The organism is Streptomyces sp. NPDC054770 (genome assembly GCF_053611985.1).
Genome location: NZ_JBSHBL010000025.1, coordinates 76,292 through 96,906, shown reverse-complemented (window position 1 = coordinate 96,906; position 20,615 = coordinate 76,292). Strand labels below are relative to the sequence as shown.

At 73.0% G+C, this 20,615-nt stretch carries 20 protein-coding genes; 13 read left to right on the top strand and 7 right to left on the bottom strand.

Annotation, left to right across the window (positions count from 1 at the left end; all coding sequences use genetic code 11):
- Positions 1–45 precede the first annotated feature (45 nt).
- Both pepN and ACWGKQ_RS22675 read left to right on the top strand, forming a co-directional pair.
- Positions 46–2,619, top strand: a complete 2,574-nt coding sequence (gene pepN, locus ACWGKQ_RS22680; RefSeq protein WP_453293756.1) for an aminopeptidase N — start codon at positions 46–48, stop codon at positions 2,617–2,619.
- 201 nt (positions 2,620–2,820) lie between these two features.
- Entirely contained in the window at positions 2,821–3,279 is a 459-nt protein-coding gene (locus ACWGKQ_RS22675) for a DUF5707 domain-containing protein (protein ID WP_453293755.1), read from the top strand.
- A 5-nt stretch (positions 3,280–3,284) separates the two neighbouring features.
- Here the strand turns inward: ACWGKQ_RS22675 and ACWGKQ_RS22670 are convergent, their stop codons facing one another.
- The gene (locus ACWGKQ_RS22670) at positions 3,285–4,748 is read right to left on the bottom strand and encodes an FAD-dependent monooxygenase (RefSeq protein ID WP_453293754.1); all 1,464 of its coding nucleotides are present in this window, start codon (positions 4,746–4,748) and stop codon (positions 3,285–3,287) included.
- A 185-nt stretch (positions 4,749–4,933) separates the two neighbouring features.
- Between ACWGKQ_RS22670 and ACWGKQ_RS22665 the strand changes: the two genes are divergently transcribed.
- Complete coding sequence (locus tag ACWGKQ_RS22665) at positions 4,934–5,533, top strand: TetR/AcrR family transcriptional regulator (RefSeq protein WP_453293753.1); 600 nt, start codon at positions 4,934–4,936, stop codon at positions 5,531–5,533.
- A 64-nt stretch (positions 5,534–5,597) separates the two neighbouring features.
- Here the strand turns inward: ACWGKQ_RS22665 and ACWGKQ_RS22660 are convergent, their stop codons facing one another.
- Positions 5,598–5,861 (bottom strand): hypothetical protein, encoded by a 264-nt coding sequence (locus tag ACWGKQ_RS22660; RefSeq protein WP_453293752.1) that lies wholly within the window; start codon positions 5,859–5,861, stop codon positions 5,598–5,600.
- Between the two features lie 182 nt (positions 5,862–6,043).
- Here ACWGKQ_RS22660 and ACWGKQ_RS22655 point away from each other — a divergent pair, with 182 nt between their 5' ends.
- On the top strand, positions 6,044–7,003 hold the full coding sequence (locus tag ACWGKQ_RS22655; protein WP_453293751.1) for an SDR family oxidoreductase: 960 nt from the start codon (positions 6,044–6,046) through the stop codon (positions 7,001–7,003).
- On the opposite strand, the gene ACWGKQ_RS22650 is transcribed toward ACWGKQ_RS22655, so the two are convergent.
- From ACWGKQ_RS22650 to ACWGKQ_RS22640, 3 genes are all read right to left on the bottom strand, one after another.
- Complete coding sequence (locus ACWGKQ_RS22650; protein ID WP_453293750.1) at positions 6,994–8,028, bottom strand: helix-turn-helix transcriptional regulator; 1,035 nt, start codon at positions 8,026–8,028, stop codon at positions 6,994–6,996. The genes ACWGKQ_RS22655 and ACWGKQ_RS22650 overlap by 10 nt on opposite strands.
- Before the next feature lie 65 nt (positions 8,029–8,093).
- Positions 8,094–10,139 (bottom strand): 4-alpha-glucanotransferase, encoded by a 2,046-nt coding sequence (malQ, locus tag ACWGKQ_RS22645; RefSeq protein WP_453293749.1) that lies wholly within the window; start codon positions 10,137–10,139, stop codon positions 8,094–8,096.
- Positions 10,140–10,325, bottom strand: coding sequence for a hypothetical protein (locus tag ACWGKQ_RS22640; RefSeq protein WP_453293782.1), 186 nt, complete (start codon positions 10,323–10,325; stop codon positions 10,140–10,142).
- A gap of 184 nt (positions 10,326–10,509) precedes the next feature.
- Between ACWGKQ_RS22640 and ACWGKQ_RS22635 the strand changes: the two genes are divergently transcribed.
- Genes ACWGKQ_RS22635 through ACWGKQ_RS22615 form a run of 5 tightly spaced genes read left to right on the top strand, consistent with a single transcriptional unit; the run spans position 10,510 to position 14,654 of the window.
- Entirely contained in the window at positions 10,510–11,091 is a 582-nt protein-coding gene (locus ACWGKQ_RS22635) for an RNA polymerase sigma factor (RefSeq protein ID WP_453293748.1), read from the top strand.
- Entirely contained in the window at positions 11,088–11,996 is a 909-nt protein-coding gene (locus tag ACWGKQ_RS22630) for a zf-HC2 domain-containing protein (RefSeq protein ID WP_453293747.1), read from the top strand. The genes ACWGKQ_RS22635 and ACWGKQ_RS22630 overlap by 4 nt, the downstream gene beginning before the upstream one ends.
- On the top strand, positions 11,993–12,754 hold the full coding sequence (locus tag ACWGKQ_RS22625) for an ABC transporter ATP-binding protein (protein WP_453293746.1): 762 nt from the start codon (positions 11,993–11,995) through the stop codon (positions 12,752–12,754). The genes ACWGKQ_RS22630 and ACWGKQ_RS22625 overlap by 4 nt, the downstream gene beginning before the upstream one ends.
- Positions 12,751–14,049 (top strand): hypothetical protein, encoded by a 1,299-nt coding sequence (locus tag ACWGKQ_RS22620; RefSeq protein ID WP_453293745.1) that lies wholly within the window; start codon positions 12,751–12,753, stop codon positions 14,047–14,049. The genes ACWGKQ_RS22625 and ACWGKQ_RS22620 overlap by 4 nt, the downstream gene beginning before the upstream one ends.
- On the top strand, positions 14,046–14,654 hold the full coding sequence (locus ACWGKQ_RS22615) for a hypothetical protein (RefSeq protein ID WP_453293744.1): 609 nt from the start codon (positions 14,046–14,048) through the stop codon (positions 14,652–14,654). The genes ACWGKQ_RS22620 and ACWGKQ_RS22615 overlap by 4 nt, the downstream gene beginning before the upstream one ends.
- 36 nt (positions 14,655–14,690) lie before the next feature.
- Here the strand turns inward: ACWGKQ_RS22615 and ACWGKQ_RS22610 are convergent, their stop codons facing one another.
- A complete protein-coding gene (locus ACWGKQ_RS22610; protein WP_089107458.1) occupies positions 14,691–15,227 on the bottom strand; it encodes an HNH endonuclease in 537 nt (178 codons plus the stop codon).
- A 391-nt stretch (positions 15,228–15,618) separates the two neighbouring features.
- Between ACWGKQ_RS22610 and ACWGKQ_RS22605 the strand changes: the two genes are divergently transcribed.
- Both ACWGKQ_RS22605 and ACWGKQ_RS22600 read left to right on the top strand, forming a co-directional pair.
- Positions 15,619–16,722 (top strand): mechanosensitive ion channel family protein, encoded by a 1,104-nt coding sequence (locus tag ACWGKQ_RS22605; RefSeq protein ID WP_453293743.1) that lies wholly within the window; start codon positions 15,619–15,621, stop codon positions 16,720–16,722.
- Positions 16,723–16,857: 135 nt separating this feature from the next.
- Entirely contained in the window at positions 16,858–17,493 is a 636-nt protein-coding gene (locus ACWGKQ_RS22600) for a Uma2 family endonuclease (RefSeq protein ID WP_453293742.1), read from the top strand.
- 12 nt (positions 17,494–17,505) lie between these two features.
- Here the strand turns inward: ACWGKQ_RS22600 and ACWGKQ_RS22595 are convergent, their stop codons facing one another.
- Positions 17,506–18,039, bottom strand: a complete 534-nt coding sequence (locus tag ACWGKQ_RS22595) for a hypothetical protein (RefSeq protein ID WP_453293741.1) — start codon at positions 18,037–18,039, stop codon at positions 17,506–17,508.
- Between the two features lie 250 nt (positions 18,040–18,289).
- On the opposite strand from ACWGKQ_RS22595, the gene ACWGKQ_RS22590 reads away from it, so the two are divergent.
- On the top strand, positions 18,290–19,117 hold the full coding sequence (locus tag ACWGKQ_RS22590) for a hypothetical protein (RefSeq protein WP_453293740.1): 828 nt from the start codon (positions 18,290–18,292) through the stop codon (positions 19,115–19,117).
- Positions 19,118–19,382: 265 nt separating this feature from the next.
- Complete coding sequence (locus ACWGKQ_RS22585; protein WP_453293739.1) at positions 19,383–20,594, top strand: ROK family transcriptional regulator; 1,212 nt, start codon at positions 19,383–19,385, stop codon at positions 20,592–20,594.
- The last annotated feature ends 21 nt before the right edge of the window (positions 20,595–20,615 follow it).

The window sequence follows — 20,615 nt, the reverse complement described above, 5'->3', positions numbered from 1 at the left end:
CCGTGGAAGGATGGCGCAACCCACACATAACGAGGAGATGACCGCGTGCCTGGCACAAACCTGACTCGCGAAGAGGCACAGCAGCGGGCGAAGCTGCTCACCGTTGACTCGTACGAGATCGATCTCGACCTCTCCGGCGCGCAGGAGGGCGGTACCTACCGGTCCGTGACCACGGTGCGCTTCGACGTCGCCGAAACCGGCGCCGAATCCTTCATCGACCTGGTGGCCCCCGCGGTCCACGAGGTCACCCTGAACGGTGATCCGCTGGACCCCGCCGCGGTCTTCGCGGACTCCCGGATCGCGCTGCCCGGCCTGCTCGCGGGCCGCAACGTCCTGCGGGTCGTGGCCGACTGCGCGTACACCAACACGGGTGAGGGCCTGCACCGGTTCGTCGACCCGGTCGACGAGCAGGCGTACCTCTACACCCAGTTCGAGGTGCCGGACGCCCGCCGGGTCTTCGCCTCCTTCGAGCAGCCGGACCTGAAGGCGACCTTCCAGTTCACCGTGAAGGCGCCGGCCGGCTGGACGGTCGTCTCGAACTCGCCGGCGCCCGAGCCCAAGGACGACACCTGGGTCTTCGAGCCGACGCCGCGCATCTCGTCGTACATCACCGCACTGATCGTCGGCCCGTACCACTCGGTGCACAGCGTCTACGAGAAGGACGGGCAGAGCGTCCCGCTGGGCATCTACTGCCGGCCCTCGCTCGCCGAGTTCCTCGACTCGGACGCGATCTTCGAGGTGACCCGGCAGGGCTTCGACTGGTTCCAGGAGAAGTTCGACTACGCCTACCCGTTCACCAAGTACGACCAGCTGTTCGTGCCGGAGTTCAACGCGGGCGCGATGGAGAACGCGGGCGCGGTGACCATCCGCGACCAGTACGTCTTCCGGTCCAAGGTGACCGACGCGGCGTACGAGACGCGCGCCGAGACCATCCTGCACGAGCTGGCCCACATGTGGTTCGGCGACCTGGTCACCATGGAGTGGTGGAACGACCTGTGGCTGAACGAGTCGTTCGCCACCTACACCTCCATCGCCTGCCAGGCGTACGCCCCCGGATCGCGCTGGCCGCACTCGTGGACGACGTTCGCCAACTCCATGAAGACCTGGGCGTACCGGCAGGACCAGCTGCCCTCCACTCACCCGATCATGGCCGAGATCCGCGACCTGGACGACGTGCTCGTCAACTTCGACGGCATCACGTACGCCAAGGGCGCGTCGGTGCTGAAGCAGCTGGTCGCGTACGTCGGCATGGACGAGTTCTTCAAGGGCGTGCAGGCGTACTTCAAGCGGCACGCGTACGGCAACACGCGCCTGTCCGACCTGCTGGGCGCCCTGGAGGAGACCTCCGGGCGTGACCTGAGCACCTGGTCGCAGAAGTGGCTGCAGACGGCCGGCATCAACATCCTGCGCCCGGAGGTGGAGACGGCCGCCGACGGTGTCGTCACCTCCTTCGCCATCCGCCAGGAGGCCCCGGCGCTCCCGGCCGGCGCCAAGGGCGAGCCGACTCTGCGTCCGCACCGGATCGCGATCGGCCTGTACGACCTCGACGAGGCGACCGGCAAGCTGGTGCGCACCGACCGGATCGAGCTGGACGTGGACGGCGAGCTGACGGCCGTACCGCAGCTGGCCGGCCGCCGTCGCCCGGCGGTGTTCCTGCTCAACGACGACGACCTGTCGTACGCCAAGGTCCGCCTCGACGAGCAGTCGCTGCGCTTCGTCACCGACCACCTCGGCGACTTCGAGTCCTCGCTGCCCCGCGCGCTGTGCTGGGCCTCGGCCTGGGACATGACCCGGGACGCCGAGCTCCCCACCCGCGAGTACCTGTCCCTCGTGCTGTCCGGCATCGGCAAGGAGTCGGACATCGGTGTCGTCCAGTCCCTGCAGCGCCAGGTGAAGCTGGCCATCGAGCTGTACGCCGACCCGGCCGCCCGCGAGGCCCTGCTCACCCGCTGGACCGACGCCACCCTGGCCCACCTGCGGTCCGCCGCGCCGGCCAGTGACCACCAGCTGGCCTGGGCCCGTGCCTTCGCGGCCACCGCCCGCACCCCGGAGCAGCTGGACCTCCTGGACAGCCTGCTGGAGGGCACCCACACCATCGAGGGCCTGGCCGTCGACACCGAGCTGCGCTGGGCGTTCGTGGAGCGGCTCGCGGCGGTCGGCCGCTTCGACGAGGCGGAGATCGCGGGCGAGTACGAGCGGGACAGGACCGCCGCCGGTGAGCGGCACGCGGCCACCGCCCGCGCCGCCCGCCCGACCGAGGAGGCGAAGGCGGAGGCGTGGGCCTCGGTCATCGAATCCGACAAGCTGCCGAACGCCGTGCAGGAGGCGGTGATCGGCGGCTTCGTCCAGACCGACCAGCGTGAGCTGCTGGCGCCGTACACCGACAGGTACTTCGAGATCCTGAAGTCGGTGTGGGACTCCCGTTCGCACGAGATCGCCCAGCAGATCGCGATCGGCCTCTACCCGTCCCTCCAGGTCTCCCAGGAGACCCTCGCCAGGACGGACGCCTGGCTGGCCTCGGCGCAGCCGAACGCGGCACTGGCCCGGCTCGTCTCGGAGTCCCGCGCGGGCGTCGAGCGCGCCCTGAAGGCCCAGGCGGCGGACGCGGCCGCCCAGTAGGCGATGCGGCGGCGGGGCGCTCGGTGCGATCTGCGCCGGGCGCCCCGCCTTATTGGTGAAGTACCTACCACCCAGGACGAGTTGAGTATCCGTGCTCACGCCCGGGGCTACTGCGCGTTGCGAGGATCGACGCAACGGCGCGGCAGTGAGCGCCGGGTCCATCCGGCTGACACAGCCTGAGCCAGTTGCGGAGAACTCGCCATGTCCCGTCGTATCGCCCTGTCCGTGGTCGCCGGTGTCGTCGTGCTCGGAGGCGCCGGGGCCTTCGCCCTCGCCTACGCCGGCGACCAGGCCCCGTCGCCCGCCCTGGCACACAGCACCGTCCGCTACACCGCCCCCGACGGCGGCCGGGACGGCTCGCTCTCCTTCACCACCGAGGTCAGCGCGCCCTCCGGCGTCAAGAACCTGAAGGTGCTGGCCTGGCCGGAGAAGTCCGAGTTCGCGACGAAGCCGCTGACGGCCAGGGACATGGCCTCGGTGGAGTCGGCGACCTGCACGCCGGCCGGCGGCCGCACCGTCCGGTGCGTCTACCAGGACACGGTGTCCGCCGCCGACGTCGCGTCGTCCGCGCACGGCACCTGGCACATCGCCGTGCTCGCCACGGCCAAGGACGGCCACACCACCCTCGACACCGAGGCCGCCGACTTCACCCTCGCCTGAACCGGTCACCCGACATGGGTGGCCAGCGCCTTCTCGATGTCCGGCGCCTGGGCGTCCTCGCCCGCCCAGGCCACGTATCCGTCGGGGCGCACCAGAACGCTCGTACGACGGCCGCTCCTCCAGTGCGCCACGGCCAGCCGGTCGTCGCCGTACCGCGGGCCCGGGCCCGGGTCCGGGGTGACCAGGACGAACCGGCCGCCGCGCAGGGCCTCGTAGAGGCGGCCGCCACCGGCCAGGGCCAGGTCGGGGACGCGGGTGCCGGTGAGACGGTGGGCGCCGCGCGGTGCGGGGTAGCGGTAGCCGATGCCGGTGACCTGGCCGACGATCCTGCGGCGGACCGGGCCGGCGTGGCCGAGCGCGCGGATGAGCACGGCGCGCACCGCCAGCAGGGGGCCCTTGGCCATCGCGAGGCGGACGATGGCGCCGCTGCTGCGCAGGACCGACCTGCCGACCGGGTGGCGTTCGCTCTGGTAGGTGTCGAGCAGACCGGGGTCCGCGTGGCCGTGCAGCACGGCGGCGAGCTTCCAGCCCAGGTTGGCCGCGTCCTGCAGGCCGGTGTTCATGCCCTGGCCGCCGGCCGGGGTGTGGACGTGCGCCGCGTCCCCGGCCAGGAGGACCCGGCCGACCCGGTAGCTGGGCACCTGGCGCTCGTCGCTGTGGAAGCGGGACATCCAGCGGGCGTCGTGCATCCCGTAGTCCTTGCCCAGGGCCAGCCGCGTGATCTCCCTGATCTCGTCGAGGCCGACCGGTTCGTGGTCGGGGACGTCGTGGCCGCGGTGCCAGCAGATGACGCGGTAGTAGCCGTCGCCGAAGGGTGCCAGGAACGCGAACGCGTCGCCGACCGCGGCGGCCGTCAGCAGCGTCGGGGGCTTCTCGGCGAGCAGCACGTCGGCGAGGACGACGGACCGGATCGCCGACCGCCCCGGGAACGGCAGCCCGACCGCCTCCCGTACGGCGCTGTGCATGCCGTCGGCGCCGACCACGTACGCGGCACGCAGGCTCTCGGCACCCCTGGCGCCCCTGACGTGCACGGTGACCCCGGTCGCGTCCTGGGTCAGGCCGGTCACCTCGGACTCGTTGCGGAAGTCGACGCCCGCCTCGGCCGCCCGGCGCTCCAGCACCTTCTCGACCTCGTACTGCGGGAGGACGAGGACGTGCCGGAATCGGGAGGGCAGGGCGTCGAGGTCGAGGGTGAGGCCGTCGAAGAGGTTGAGCCGGGAGAGCGGCTCGCCGACGGCCTCGAGTTCGTCGGCGAGGCCGCGGGCGTCGAGTTCCTCCAGGGCACGGGCGTGCAGGGCGAAGGCGCGGGAGAGGTTGCTGATCTTGTGGGGGCGCTTTTCGAGGAGGGTGACCGGGATGCCGGCCTCGGCGAGGTCACCGGCCAGGAGAAGGCCGGTGGGGCCGGAGCCGACGACGATCACGCGGGAGGGTTCGGGGGCGGGGGCGGGGGTGCCAGTCGTGCCGTTCATGGGGGGCCTCCTGGATGCCTACGCTCGTTGGCCAACACCTGGTTGCCAACATCTGGTGGCCAACAATTGATTGCCGACGCTTGATTGCCAACGACTGTTGACCAACGCTTGTTGACCAGCCTAGAGCGGCCTCATTCCGCAGTCAACACTTGTTGGCCTACGCCCGTTGGCCTACGCTCGTTGGCATGACCGGCACCCCCAGTAGAAGCACAGATTCCGCGAACGGCCCGGCGGCGCGCCGCTCCGACGCCAGCCGCTCCGCCATCCTGGCCGCCGCCCGCGAACGCTTCGCCGCCGACGGCTACGAACGCGCCACCATCCGCGCCATCGCCAAGGACGCCCGCATCGACCCCTCGATGGTGATGCGCTACTTCGGCAGCAAGGACGGCCTCTTCGCGGCCGCCGTCGCACTCGACCTGCGGATGCCCGACATGTCCCAGGTGCCCCGCACCGAGGTCGGGCAGGCCCTGGTGGGCCACTTCCTGGACATCTGGGAGGCGAACGAGGAGCTTACCGCGGTGCTCCGGGTCGCGGTCACCAACGAGGCGGGGACCGAGCGCGTGCAGAGCATCTTCCGGGAGCAGGTGGTGCCGGTGGCCCGGCGGGTGTGCCCGGACCCCGAGCAGGTGGCGACGCGGGCGGGGCTGTGTGCCGCGCAGCTGATGGGGCTCGCGCTGACCCGTTACGTGGTGCGGCTGCCGCCGGTGGTGGCGCTGGCCCGCGAGGAGATCCTGGCGTGGCTCGGGCCGACCGTGCAGCGGTACCTGACCGCGCCGAGCCCCTGAGGAACGCGCCGAGGGCGCCGGTCAGCTCCTCAGGAGACCGGCGCCCTCGGTGGAGAAACGGGTGTCAGGCCTTCGCCTTGGCCTTCGCGCCCGGCTTGGTGACCCGGACCTTGGACTTGTCCAGCACCATCACCAGGCCCGCGATGACCGCGAACAGCACGAGCGGGGTCAGGACGTAGAGACCCAGCGTCTGGATGACGCTCAGGCCGTTGCCGGGGTCGTCACCGTCGTCACGCGTGAGCGCGAGGGCGGGCGACGACATGAGCAGCATCATCAGCGTCGTACCGGCAGCCAGGGCGCCGGCGCGCAGGGCGTTCTTCTTGTCCACGAAGCCAAAGCTAGCGGGCCGACTTGGGGGGCGCGCGTCCGGGGGTACCTGTACGGGCCGCCTCGGGGTGCGGTGTTCCGCACGGCCACTGCGCGACCGGCCCCGAGCCCTCGGGACCTCCTCACGCGGATCCCCGGAAAAAGGTGACGGGGGGTGTCACCTTTGGCGGGCACCGTGGTGGGATGGAACAGGACATCAGCACCAAGGACATCGGGCCGGAAGGCCCGCTCGCCGGCCGGGTCGCGCTCGTCGCCGGGGCCACCCGCGGTGCCGGACGCGCCCTCGCCGTCGAACTGGGCCGTGCCGGCGCCACCGTCTACGTCACCGGCCGCACCACCCGCGGGCACGCCAGCGAGGTCGGCCGGACCACGGAGACGATCGAGGAGACCGCGGAACTGGTCACGGGGGCCGGCGGCACCGGCATCGCCGTCCCCACCGACCATCTGGACCCGGACCAGGTCCGTGTCCTCGTCGAGCGGATCGGCCGCGAACAGGGGCGGCTGCACATCCTCGTCAACGACCTCTGGGGCGGCGAGCACCTGCTCGTCGGCTCCGTCTTCGGCAGGAAGAGCTGGGAGACGCCGCTCGCCGACGGCCTGCGCATCCTGGACCTCGGGGTGCGCTCGCACGTCATCACCGCGGCGCTCGCCCTCCCGCTCCTGCTCCGCTCGGACGCGCCGCTGCACGTGGAGGTCACCGACGGCACAGCGGCCTTCAACCGCCGTTACCGCGGGAACCTCTACTACGACCTCGCGAAGAACGCCCCGATCCGCATCGCCTTCGGGCTGGGCGAGGAACTGGCGGAGTACGGGGGCACGGCGGTCGCCGTCACGCCGGGCTTCCTGCGCTCGGAGCAGATGCTCGCCCACTTCGGCGTGAGCGAGGAGAACTGGCGCGACGCGGTCGACCGGGAACCGGACTTCGCCATCGCCGAGTCGCCGCACTACCTCGCCCGCGGGGTCGCCGCGCTCGCCGCCGACCCGGACCGGGCCGCCCGCTGGAACGGCAAGTCCGTTTCCAGCGCGGACCTCGCCCGGGCATACGGCGTACGGGACGTGGACGGCAGCCGACCGGACGCCTTGGCGTACTTCGAGGAGGTCACGTACGGAGGGAAGGACGGCTCGCCGGAGGACTACCGCTGATCCTCCGGCTCCGCGCCGTACACGGCGGCGAGGGCCCGCGCATGCTCGCGGAAGCGGGCGCGCAGGCCCGCCGGGGCCAGCACCTCCACGTCCGCGCCCAGCCCGGTCAGCTGCCCGAAGGCCACGTCCTCCGACTCCACCGGCAGGTCGAGCGTGACCTGCCCGGCGGCGTCCGGCGCGGTCGCGGACGCCAGCGCCTCGGCCACACCGGCCGGGTCCACCACGGAGGGCAGGCGCCGCAGGCCGCGCCCGGTCAGCCGCACGGTGACGGTCGTGCGCAGCAGCGCCCGGGCGAACCCGGCGGCCTGGGCCTGCCAGTGCGCGGCCAGGTCGAAGGACGGGTCGCGGCCGAAGGGTTCGCCGGCGCCGGGAGCGGGGGAGAGTGCCGTGACACGGTCGACGCGGTAGGTACGCCAGGCGCCGTCCCGGCCCGCCCGCTCGGCCGGGACCCGGCCCACGACGTACCAGACCCCTGCCTTCAGGACGAGCCCGTACGGCTCCAGCAGGCGCGTCACCGTGCGGGGCGGCGCGCCGTCCCGGGCCGGCCGCGCATAGTCCAGTCCGACCGTTCGGTCGGACCATACGGCGCGGGCCAGCTCCGGGAGCAGCTCCGGTGCCGACGGCTCACGGAACCAGGCCGGGGCGTCCAGGTGGAAGCGGCGCACCGACGACTCGGCCGCCGCGCGCAGCGAGGGGAGCAGGGTGGCCGACAGTTTCAGCCGGGCGGTGCTCGCCGCGCCCGACAGGCCCAGATCGCGCAGGGCCGTAGGCAGACCGGAGAGGTAGAGGGTCTCCGCCTCGGTGGGATGGAGGGTGGTGAGCCGGGTCCGGTGGCCCGGCGCCAGGTGGTAGCCGCCCGCGCGGCCGCGCTCGGACCGGATGGGAACGCCTGCCTCCTGCAGAGCCTGGGCGTCGCGGATCACAGTGCGTCTGGAGACGCCCAGCTCGCGAGCGAGGGCGACGGCGGTCAGACCGGGGCTCGACTGGACGAGAAGCGCCATGCGGATCAGGCGGGCGGCACGCATGGCTCAAGGATGGTGGACCGGCGCCCCGGACGGCCTTCCTCCGCACGCCGGGGGCCGGGGCGTCGTCATAGTGGGGAAGGGCGGTCTGTGTGCAGGGTCCGGAACAGTGCCCGTACCCGCTCCGAGGCCGTCAGCTCCTCCAGTGTCACCGGGCGGCCCTTGGCGTCGGCGATCGGCAGGCGCCAGTTCGGGTACTGGTCCCAGGTGCCGGGGAGGTTCTGGGGGCGGCGGTCGCCGACGGTGTCCGGGAGCCAGACGCCGATCATGCGGGCCGGGGTGCGCAGCAGGAAGCGGTGGACGGCTCGGATCTCGGCTTCCTCGTCGCCGGACTCGGAGGCGGCGAGCAGGCCGAGGCGGGTCAGCAGGGCGAGCCACTCCGCGGTGTCGGCCGCCGCTTCGGCGCGTTCCTCCGCGAGGGGTCGGGTGAGCAGGCCGAGACGGTCGCGGAGTTCGACGTGCTCGCCGGTGAGGCGGGCGGCGGTGGGCGGCAGGTCGTGGGTGGTGGCGGTGGCGAGGCAGTCGGCGCGCCAGCGTTCCGGGGGCAGCGGGCGGCCGTCGCCGGCCCAGTCCCGTTCGAACCAGAGGACGGACGTGCCGAGCACCCCGTGGCGCTCCAGCGTCTCGCGCACGCCCGGTTCCACCGTGCCGAGGTCCTCCCCGATCACCACCGCTCCGGCCCGGGTCGCCTCCAGGGCCAGCAGGGCGAGCATGGCCTCGGCGTCGTAGCGGACGTAGGTGCCCTCGGTGGGCGGGCTGCCCTGCGGTACCCACCAGAGCCGGAACAGGCCCATCACGTGGTCGATGCGCAGGGCGCCGGCGTACCGGAAGAGGGCGCGCAGGAGCTCGCGGAAGGGGGCGTGGCCGGAGGCGGCGAGGCGGTCGGGGCGCCAGGGCGGCAGGCCCCAGTCCTGGCCGCGGGCGTTGAAGGCGTCGGGCGGGGCGCCGACGGACATCCCGGCGGCGAAGTGGTCCTGCTGGGCCCAGGCGTCGGCGCCGGCCGGGTGCACCCCGACGGCGAGGTCGTGCACGATCCCGACCGGCATCCCGGCCTCGCGGGCGGCGCGCTGGGCCGCGGTGAGCTGGGTGACGGTGAGCCAGGCGAGGCGGGAGTGGAAGCCGACCCGGTCGGCCAGCTCGGCGCGGGCGCGGGCGGTCTGCGGTGAGCGGGGGTCGCGCAGGGCCTCGGGCCACCGGTGCCAGTCGGAGCCGTGCCGTTCGGCGAGCGCGTACCAGGTGGCGTGGTCCTCCAGGGCCTGCCCCTCGGCGGCGCGGAAGGAGTCGTAGGCGGCCTGCCGGTCGGGGGTGAGCGGAGCGGCGGCAGCCGTCTCCAGCGCCTCCCGCTTCAGCTCCCACACCGCGTCCCGGTCGATGAGGGCGCCCTGGTCGAGGACGGCGGAGCGCAGATGCCCGGCACGGTCCGTGACGGAGCCGGTCGCCGTGTACTCGGGGACGGACTCCGGCCGCAGGTGGACCGGGTCGGGGAAGCGGCGGGAGGACGGCCGGTAGGGGGACGGGTCGGTCGGGGCGCCGGGTACGGCCGCGTGCAACGGGTTGACCTGCACGAATCCCGCGCCCGCGGTGCGTCCGGCCCAGTCGGCCAGGTCGGCGAGGTCCCCGAGGTCGCCCATGCCCCAGGAGCGGCGGGACAGCAGCGAGTAGAGCTGGACGAGGATGCCGTACGAGCGGCCGGCGGGGGTGGGGAGCCGGTCGGGGGCGACGATCAGGTGGGCGCGGGCGGTACGGCCGTCGGGAGCGGCGGCGGTCAGCAGGTGCACCCCGAGCGGCAGGCCGCGCACGTCGTCCCGGGTCTCCCCGTCCTCCGTCCGCACCTCCAGGCGGGTGCCGGCGGGCAGGCCGAGGGCGATCTCGCCGGCGTCCGCCCAGTGGACGACCGTCGGCGGCAGCAGCCGTCCGGCGAGCTCCCGCTCCCGGTCGGCGAGGGCGGTGCGGACGGCGTCCGGGCCGTTCGCGTCGACGCCCAGGGCGCCCAGTGCGGCGGTCACGGCTGTGGCGGAGGCGGCGACCGTACGGTCCGGGGCGGGGCTGTAGGAGGTGGCGACGCCGTGCAGCTCCGCGAGCCGGCACAGCCCCGGGTCCAGGGCTTCGTTCATCTACAACCCCGGCTCGCTGGTCAGCGGGGCAGCGTCGGCGAGCGGCGGTTCGCTGGTGAGGGGCTCGGCGTCGGGCAGCGGCGGCTCACTGGTCAGCGGGGCCTGGGCACAGACGCCCTCGGCGCTGAACACGCACAGGTGGGGTTCCTCCACGGTCTCCACCAGGGGTTTGAACTGGGCCGGGATCGGATGATGAACCGTTGCGGCGGCCACGGCGGCCTCCTTGTCATGACGTCGGGTACCCCGGCGATTGCCGGGTCAGAGGAGCCCTACCCCGTCGTCGCGAGGACACGCGTGACGGCCGGATGCCGGCCCGCGAACCGACCGCGTCCGGGTGATCGATAGAGACGGTGTGAGACTGTTCCGCCCCATGGGGGGCCACCGTGAGAACGACGACGCGGGCGGGGACCCGGCGCTGTTGCGGGCCGTCGCGGCCGGGGACGCCTCGGCACTGGCCGAGCTGTACGACCGGCACGCGGGCTGGCTGCACGCCCGGCTGACCCGGCGCTGTGCCGATCCCGAGGTGGTTCGGGAGGTGCTCCAGGACACCTTCGTCACGGTGTGGCGGTCGGCGGCCGGGCACCGCGGGCAGGAGGCCGGCGGCTGGCTGTGGACCATCGCGGCCCGCCGGCTGGTGGACGCCCGCCGGGCGCAGGAGCGGGTGGCGCGCGTGGTGCCCCTGCCCGCGCCGGCCGCCGTCGCCCCGTCGGCGGAGGACCGGGTCCTCACCGCCCTCGAGTACGGCGACGTGGGCACCGCCCTCGACCGGATCTCCCCCGAACTGCGCGAGGTCCTCCGGGCCACGGTCGTCGACGGCCTGACCACCCGGGAGGCCGCGAGCCTGCTCGGCATACCCGAGGGCACGGTCAAGTCCCGAGCCCTCAGAGCGAGGGCCGAACTCCGCGCGGCCCTGTCCCAGCTGAACCCTGCACCGACGGGAGGCCCGGCATGACGACGACACCCTGGCACGCCTCCGAGAACCTGGCCGCGCGCTACGCCGCCGGCACCCTGCCGGAGGCGGACGCCTGCTCCCTGGAGAAACACCTGGAGTCCTGCACGTCCTGCGCGACCCGGGTCTCGACAGCGGTACGAAACACACCGGCGGGAGTAGTCCTCGACGAGGTACGTGACTTGATACTGACGACGACCGCAACGCGCCCCGAAGGGGCGCGGGGCTCTGGCATTTGCGGCTCCGCCGCGTTGGCGCGACCAGCCCCCACCGGCCGGCAGCCGACCACCCACCTCCGCCCCACCCTCTGGTCCCTCGGCCCCGCCCTACGAGGCACCTGGCTCCTCGCTGTCCTCACCGTCGTCCTCGGCGCCCTCCTCCTGAACCGGGCCGCAGGCTACGAAGCCACCCGCACCCTCCTCCTCACCCTCGCCCCGGTGATCCCCGTGGCCGGCGTCGCCCTCTCCTACGGCCCGCACGCCGACGCCCTGCACGAGATCACCGCGGCCACCCCCTCCGGCGGCCTCCGCCTCGCCCTCACCCGCACCGCCGCCGTCCTCGGCGTCAGCCTCCCCGCCCTGACCCTCACCGGCGCCGCGCTGCCCGCCTCGGGCGCCCCCGGTGCCGCCGCCTGGCTGCTGCCGGCGCTGGCACTGACCCTCGGCTCCCTCACGCTCGCGTCCTACGTCGGCTGCCGTACCGCGACCGCGGTGACCGGCGGCGGCTGGCTGGCCGCCGTCCTCGTCCCGGCCCTCGCCGCGCACAGCGGCCCCCTCACCGCACGGCTGGCCGGACAGCTGGCCGTCTGCTTCGACGGCGCCCAGGCCGGCTGGGCCGTGGCCGCCGCCGTGTGCGCCGCGCTGCTGGCCGCCCGCCGGCGCGCCTACGACCACCTGGAGAACCGTTGAGCATACGAGTGACCGGCCTGCGCGTCCGGCACCGCAGGACCGTCGCCCTGGACTCGGTCGACCTCGCACTCGGCACGGGGGTGCACGGGCTGCTGGGCCCGAACGGCGCCGGGAAGACCTCGCTGATCAGGGTGCTGGCGACGGTCGCCCGGCCGGCCGCCGGCCGGGTGGAGCTGCTCGGCCGGGACACCGCGGAGCACCGCGCCCTGGGCGAGGTCCGTGGCCGGCTGGGTTATCTGCCGCAGGAGTTCGGCTACTACCCGGGGTTCACCGTGCGGGAGTTCGTGTCGTACGTGGCCTGGCTGAAGGAGCTGCCCGCCGACCGGACCCCCGCCGCGGTGGAACGGGCGGTGGAACGGGTCGGACTCGCCGACCGTGCCGACGCGAAGATCCGGACGCTGTCGGGGGGCATGGTCCGCCGGGTCGGCATCGCGCAGGCGGTCGTCAACGAACCGGAGGTCCTGCTGCTCGACGAGCCGACCGCCGGACTGGATCCCGAACAGCGCGTGGAGTTCCGGGAGTTGCTGCGCGAGCTGGGCGCCTCGGCGACCGTGGTCGTCTCCACCCACCTGGTGGAGGACGTCGCGGCGGCCTGCACGGAGGTCACCCTGCTGGACGCGGGCCGGGTCGCCTACCGGGGGACACCGGACACCCTCACCGCGCTGGGCGAGGCGTCCGACGGACCCGGCGACCATCCGATCGAGCGCGGCTACACGGCGGCCCTGCGCGCCCACCGCACGACGGGGGTGCTGCGATGAGCGTCACGACACAGGCGTCGGCGCCGCTCCGGACGGAGGCCCGCCGGGGTTTCGCCCCCTGGGCCGGGCTCACCGTGCTGCTGACGCTGGGCGTGGTGCTGGCCGCGTCGGCCGACCGGTGGCAGGGCGGCTGGGCGGAGACGGCCGCGCAGTTGCACAACGCCGTGCTGGTCACGGTCCCGGCGGCCGCGGCGGCCGGCTGCTGGCAGGGCGGCCGGGAGCGGCGGCGCCGTACGGAGGAGCTGTGGGGGACGGTCGTACGGCCGCCGTTGTCCCGTTTCCTGGTGTCCGCGCTGCCGGTGGCCCTCTGGGTGGCCGCCGGGTACGCGGTGGCGGCGGGTCTGGCGCTGCTCGCGACCTGGCCGTACGCCCTGGGGGACGCTCCCCGCCTGGCCCTCGTGCCCACCGACGCGTTCGTGTCGGGGGCCGCGGTGGTGGCCGGTCACGCGGTGGGGCGGCTGGTGCCCTCGCGGCTCGCGGCGCCGCTGCTGGCGACGGCCGGGTATGTGGGGCTGGGGGTGACGGCGGCGGCGCACGAGGGGTCCGGGCGGTTTCTGAACCCCGCGTGCCAGTTCATGGCGACGTGGGTGCCGGTGTGGTGGCAGCCGGTGGCGATGGCGGTCTGGGCCGGCGGTCTGACGGGGGCGGCCGTGCTGGCGTACGCGGCCCGGCGCCGGTGGACGGCCGTGCTGCCGCTGGCCGCCGCGGCCGCCGCGGGCGCGCTGCTCGTGCAGACCGGGGACGGGCTGTGGCACACCGACCCGCTGGCCGGCCGCCAGGTGTGCGACACGTCCGTCACCCCGGCGGTGTGCGTGAACGCCCGGTACGCGGACGCGCTGCCACAGGTCAGCGCGGCGCTGTCGGGGGTCACGGGGAAGCTGGCGGGGGTACGGAACCTGCCGGTGCGCTGGACGGGCCGGGCGGGCGGGACGCGTCACGACGAGGTGGCACTGCCGTCGCTGACCCCGCTCGGCTGGTCGTTCGTGCGGGGGCGGCTGACCGATCCGGAGCAGTTCGCCTGGGAGGCCGTGGCGGCGCTGCTGCGGGACTGTCCGGACGATCCGGACGGCGTGGCCGACGACGCCGTCGAGAACTACCTCGCGCCCTCCCCCGCCCAGCGGCACTTCGACGGTCTGGACGCCCGGGCCGACGCGCAGCGCCGGGACGCACTGGCCGACCGCCGCGCCGCCCGGGCCCGGCTGGTGGCGATGGGCGAACGGGAGCGCCGGGCCTGGCTGTCGGCGTACTTCGCGGCCCGGGCGGCCTGCGACCCGAAGGGAGCGCCGGCCCTGTGAGCACGAACCCGTTCCTTCTGCACGCCCGCTCCCGCGCGGTCCCCACCGCTGTCGTCGCGCTCGCCGGGACGGCCGCCTTCGCGGTCTGGGCGGCGGCCCGTCTCGACAGTTACCTCGACCCCGACCGCCGGGTGCCGGTGGTGGCGCTGGCCCCGCTGCTGGCGGCCGCGGTGATCGGGGTGAGCCTCGCCTCGCCCTGTGAGGAACTGGACCGGACGGCGGTCCGGCCGTGGTGGCCGCGGCGGCTGGCTCAGCTGGCCGGGCTGACCGCGCTGGCGGCCGTGCTGCTGCCGGTGGCGGTGCTGGGGCATCCGGAGACCTTCGGGCCACCGGCCATGATCCGCAACACGCTGGGCTGTACGGGTGTCACGGCGGCCGCGGCCGTGCTGCTCGGGGCCCGGCTGAGCTGGCTGCCGGCCTTCGGTTACGTCAGTGCCGTGTACCTGGGCTCGGCGGGGGCGCACGGAAGCGCGGTGGCGGTGTGGGCGTGGCCGGTGCAACCTGGGGCGCAACCGGGCGCCTGGGCGGCGGCGCTGGGGGCGTTCGCGGTGGGCGGCGCGCTGTTCGTCGTACGGGGTGCGCGTGCCGAAGGGCCCCGTGGCTGAGACGGCCAGCCACGGGGTATGCGAAGGCCCGGATCGTCAGGCGGAGATGCCGTCGATCCGGGCCAGGGCGTCGTCCGCGCCGTACGGCTGCAAGTAGGGCAGCCAGCGCGGGTCCCTATGGCCGGTCCCGATGATGCGCCAGGCGAGTCCGGTGGGCGGGGCCGGTTTGTGCCGCAGCCGCCAGCCGATCTCGAAGAGATGGCGGTCGGCCTTGACGTGGTTGCAGCGGCGGCAGGACGCCACCACGTTGTCCCAGACGTGCTGACCCCCGCGGCTGCGCGGGATGACGTGGTCGACGCTGGTTGCGACGCCACCGCAGTACATGCACCGGCCCCCGTCGCGCGCGAAGAGCGCCCTTCGGGTGAGCGGCACGGGGCCCCGGTAGGGAACCCGCACGAATCGCTTGAGCCGGACCACGCTGGGTGCGGAGACTGTGACGGTTGCGCTGTGCATATAGGCGCCGGATTCCTCCAAGGCGACTGCCTTGTTCTCCAGGACGAGGACGAGCGCGCGGCGGAGCGGTACGACGCCGAGCGGCTCGTACGACGCGTTGAGGACCAGGACATGCGGCACGGGGGCCTCCTTGGGCGTCGGCGGCGCGTGGCTCGCGCCGGGACGATCTGTGGCCAGTCTCCCCTCCTGGCTGGTGGACGCGCCACCATCTCCCGGTAACGGGCTGGGAGTGTTTTCGACCACACGGCATTCATCCCCCGGTCGCCCCCCTTTTCAAGCGGGCCTTTCAAACGGGCCTTTCCAGCGGCCGGTTCCCGCGGGCCGGTTCACGCGCGGGTGAGAAGCAGGCGTGAGCACGGTCTCTCCTTCTCGTATCGGTGGGGCCCACACACAATGCCCCGTTAGTGTGGTGTTCCTGTCCGTCCGGTGACCTTTCCGTGACCTTGAACGCCGTACCCGATCTTGACCGCCGTACCGGAGGGCAGTAGCGCACCGCCTGGAGGTACCCGCCGTGTCCTTGCCCGCCGTCCTACTGGCCGCCGGTTCGTCGCCGTCGCCGACCCCCTCGGAGTCGCCGACAACGACCGTGCCCACGCTCCAGGACGCCCAGGAGAGCGCCGCCCACACGGCCAGCTGGGTCGAGCAGAACTGGTCGACCTGGCTGGCGATCGGGCTGAAGGTGCTGCTGGTCGTGGTGATCGCGGTGGTGCTCAGAAAGGCCGTGCTGCGGGCGATAACCAAGTTCATCGACCGGATGAACCGGACGGCCGAGTCGGCGGAGGGCACCACCCTCGGCGGGCTGCTGGTCAACGCCGAGCGGCGGCGGCAGCGCTCGCAGGCGATCGGCTCGGTGCTGCGGTCGGTGGCGAGCTTCCTGATCCTCGGCACGGCCGCGCTGATGGTGCTGAGCAGCTTCCAGATCGATCTGGCCCCGCTGCTGGCGTCCGCCGGTGTCGCCGGTGTCGCGATCGGTTTCGGCGCCCGGAACCTGGTCACGGACTTCCTGTCCGGCGTGTTCATGATCCTGGAGGACCAGTACGGGGTCGGCGACTCGATCGACGCGGGGGTGGCCTCCGGCGAGGTGGTCGAGGTCGGCCTGCGGGTGACCAAGCTGCGCGGCGCCGACGGCGAGATCTGGTACGTCCGCAACGGCGAGATCAAGCGGATCGGCAACCTCTCGCAGGGCTGGGCCACGGCCGGCGTCGACGTCACGCTCCGGCCCAGCGAGGACCTGGACCGGGTGCGGGCCACCCTGGACGAGGTCGCCGAGAAGATGTCCAAGGAGGAGCCCTGGAACGAGCTGCTGTGGGGCCCGATCCAGATCCTCGGCCTGGACTCGGTCCTCATCGACTCGATGGTGGTCCGGCTCTCCGCCAAGACCATGCCGGGCAAGGCGCTGACCGTGGAGCGCGAGCTGCGCTGGCGGATCAAGCGGGCGTTCGACGCGGCGGACATCCGGATCGTCGGCGGCGTGCCCACGGGCCTCTCGGGTGAGGAGCCCCCGGACCCCGCGGAGGCCGTGGCCGCCCCGTCGGCGTTCTCCGACTCGGACTCGCCCCAGACGGCGGCGACGACACCGATAGCTCCGCAGCGGTCGGCGTCCGCGGGGAGGTAGCGGAACGGTTCAGCACACTCGTTCGAGTGAACAGGTGGGGCATTCCGGCGTCACGGGCGCGCGGGGTGCCCCATCGTTCTGCCGGGGCGCCCAGCGCGGGCTTAGCCTGGCACCAGTGCGACGAGGAGAACCAGGATGAGCGCCGAGCCGATCATGGAGAAGGTCATGGAGCCGGTCGTGCCGCAAGTGGACCCCATCGACATGCTGATCTCGTTCGAAGAGGCCGCTGCACCAATGCCGATTCGGGCGGAATACCTCGAGGAGACGGGCATTGTGCCGCCTCAGCCGGACGCCGAACACAGCGACGTCGTCGCACAGCTCTTTCTCCAGCTCAACAGCGCTGGGTTCCCTCTTGCGGGTTTCGGGATGGGCTTCCGCGCCGCGCACAAGGACGGCCGGACCCAGGCCTTGCTCGTCCCGGACTTCTACATCCGCCGCCGCAAGGCCACAGACCTGGACGAGGCATACGCCAAGACCCACAAGGGCTGGTACCCGATCGACATGGTCGGCCTCGTGGGAGAGGTGACGTCCACGAACCATGAAACGGACACCGGCCCCAAGCTGCGCATCTACGCAAACTCCGGGGTCCCCGTCTATGTCCTGGTCCACCGCAAGAAGCAGGAGGCGTACTGCTTCCACGACCCGGAATCCACAGGCGACGATCTCACTGCCGGTCGCTACCGCGCGCAGGTGACGGTATCCCTCGGCCGCCCCCTCCGCCTACCCGCCCCCTACCCCACCCTCGACACGGCCCCGTTCCTCCGCGACTGAGCGACCCTCGGCTCAACGGCCTTCCAGCGTGCGCACTATCCGGCAGAGCGCCGTGAACGCGGTGCCCAGGAAGAGGCCGCTCTCGAGGTTTCCGGAGGTGCGGACCTCCACGAGGGCCTCGCCGGAGGTGTGGTCGTAGGTGACCGAGCACGGGACGGACACCCGGGTGCGGTAGGGGTGCCAGCGGAAGTCGAGCGGGTTGCCGTCGGTGAGGTCCGACGCCCGCCGCGCCGCGTCCAGTCCGGCGTGGATGCGGTCGAACGGGATCCCGGTGAGGGTGTGGGTCTGGGTGCCGTCCAGGATCTTCTCGGTGGCCTCGACGCCCAGACCGCGCGCACGACGCACCAGCGAACCGGCCCGCCGGCCGGCCCACAGCAGCGAGAGCACGATCCAGGCCACCGGGTACCCGACGACGGCACGCACGACCGTCGTCCAGGAGAAGCCGTCGTCGACGAAGTCGAGGATGCACAGCGTGAGGACCGGCACCGCGAAGTCGCCCAGGGCACTGCGCCACAGCCGTGCGAACAACCGTCTTCGAGGGGACATCGTCAGTCGCCGTTCTCCTGGTCCGTGTCGGGATCAAAGAGCAGGAAACTGTGAGAAGGAGCCTTGTGACCAGCGGCGACGGATATCGTGACGCAGCCGTGATCGCAAATCGGCCAGCGGCCGGATTCAGAAGGTCTTCACAGGCCCCCCGCATTCTCCCCGCGTCGATGATGATCTAAGGTCGCCCCACTACGGGTCCTTGTTCTGGAGCGCGACGTCGCCCGGGGACCCGTCTCGATTGTGGGGATACATGAGAAAGCTCGCCATAGGCACCGCCCTGTCCGGTGCCCTGGCCCTCGCAGGTCTCGCCGCGCCCGCCGCCTCCGCGGCGACTCCGAACCTGGTCTTCTCCGACGTGACCGTGAACAAGGGCAAGGCGATCGTCGTCGGCACCACCAAGACGGTGAGCGTGCCGGTGACATACACCCTGACCCGGCCCGCCGACCTGGTCATCGACAACGAGAAGACGTTCGCCGCGGTGATGCTCTACCGCGGCACGCTGAAGTCGCTCGACAACGAGCTGGACCCGGAAGTCATGCCCGCCTGCACGACGACCGCCACCACGGACACCACGGTCACCGAGAGCTGCTCCGAGAGCATCCCGGTCGACCCGGGCGAGTACCTGTACGAAGCCGCGGACGCCACGACGTGGAAGGCCGGGGGCCTGTACGCCCACATCGACGGCACCGTCTCGGACGACTTCCTCAGCTCCGAGTCCGACGTGGCCATCTGGGGCAGCCTGGCCACGGCCAAGGTGCAGCGCGCGGCCAGGCTGACCGCCGACGCCTCGCCGGAGCCGGTGGCCAAGGGCAGGACGATCACCGTCAAGGGCAAGCTGACCCGGGCGGACTGGGGCTCCTCGTCGTACAAGGGCTACACGGGGCAGAAGGCCGTCCTCCAGTTCCGCGCCGCGGACAGCAAGACGTACTCGAACGTGAAGGGGATCACCTCCGGCACCGGCGGCGCCCTGTCCACCACGGTGAAGGCGTCGAAGAGCGGCTACTACCGGTACGTCTTCGCGGGTACGACGACCACCGCGGCGGCGACGGCCACCGGCGACTACATCAAGGTGAAGTAACGGTCCTGCTCTCAGGCCGACCACGCATCCGCAGGGCCCGTCCGGATCTTCCGGGCGGGCCCTTCGCATGCCCAAGCGCAGGTAACGACTGGGTTGCCGCCCCGGCGGGCTATTGACGCTCCCTCTCCGGCGGCTTACGTTTCCAGCCAACAGGAAACTTTCCTAACAGTGATCAACGAGTGGCCTGTTCAGGCGGGTCACCCGGGTGGACCGATCGTCCCGATCACTGGGAAACTGAGCGGCTGGAAAGGCAGGTGTCGAACCCATGGCAGGAACCGCCGGTACGCCGGGCACCCCGCGTGTGCTGCGCGCCATGAACGACCGCGCCGCACTGGACCTGCTGCTGGAGCACGGCCCGCTGTCCCGCACCCGGATCGGCAAGCTCACCGGCCTCTCCAAGCCGACCGCCTCCCAGCTGCTGGCCCGCCTGGAGGCGGCCGGGCTGGTGCTGGCGACCGGCACCAGCGAGGGCCGGCCGGGCCCCAACGCCCAGCTGTACTCGGTGAATCCGCGCGCGGCACACGCCGCCGGCCTTGACGTCAACCCGGACCGGATCCGGGCCGCCGTCGCCGACGTCACCGGCCGTACCGTCGGCGAGTACGAACTGCCCACCCCCGGCCGGCGCTCCGCGCAGTCCGTCGTACGGCAGGTCACGGACGCCCTGGACGGCGCCGTGAAGGCGGCCGGGCTGGCCCGGGACGACGTGCACCGGGTCGTGATCGGCACGCCCGGCGCCTTCGACCCCAACACCGGCCGGCTGCGGTACGCCTCGCACCTGCCCGGCTGGCACTCCCCCGCACTGCTCGACGACCTCGCCGCCGCGCTGCCGATGCCGGTCGAGTACGAGAACGACGTCAACCTCGTCGCCATCGCCGAACAGCGGCTCGGCGCGGCCCGCGGCCACGGCGACTTCGTGCTGCTGTGGAACCAGGAGGGCCTCGGCGCCGCCCTGGTCCTCGGCGGCCGGCTGCACCGCGGCTGGACCGGCGGCGCCGGCGAGGTCGGCTTCCTGCCGGTGCCGGGCACCCCGCTGGTCCGCCAGGTCACCAAGGCCAACAGCGGTGGCTACCAGGAACTCGCCGGTTCGCAGGCGGTGCCCCGGCTGGCCCGCGAACTGGGCATCGAGGACGTGCCGCCCGGGCCTCCCGAGGAGTCCGCCGCCGAACTCGTCGCCCGCGCCGCCGACCACGCCACCGGGCCCCACCACCAGTTGCTCCGCACCTACGCGACCCGGCTCGCCACCGGTCTCGCCTCCCTCGTCTCCGTCCTCGACCCCGAGCTCGTCGTCCTCAGCGGCACCGTCCTGACCTCCGGCGGCGAGGTGCTGCGCGCCCTCGTCCAGGCCGAACTGGAGGAACTGGCGGCCGCCCGGCCGCGGCTCGTCGTCGGCGACGTCCGTGCACACCCCGTGCTGCGCGGCGCGCTGGAGAGCGCGCTCGCGACCACCCGCGACGAGGTCTTCGACACCTCGCGCTGAGCCCCTGCCCCTCGCCCTCTC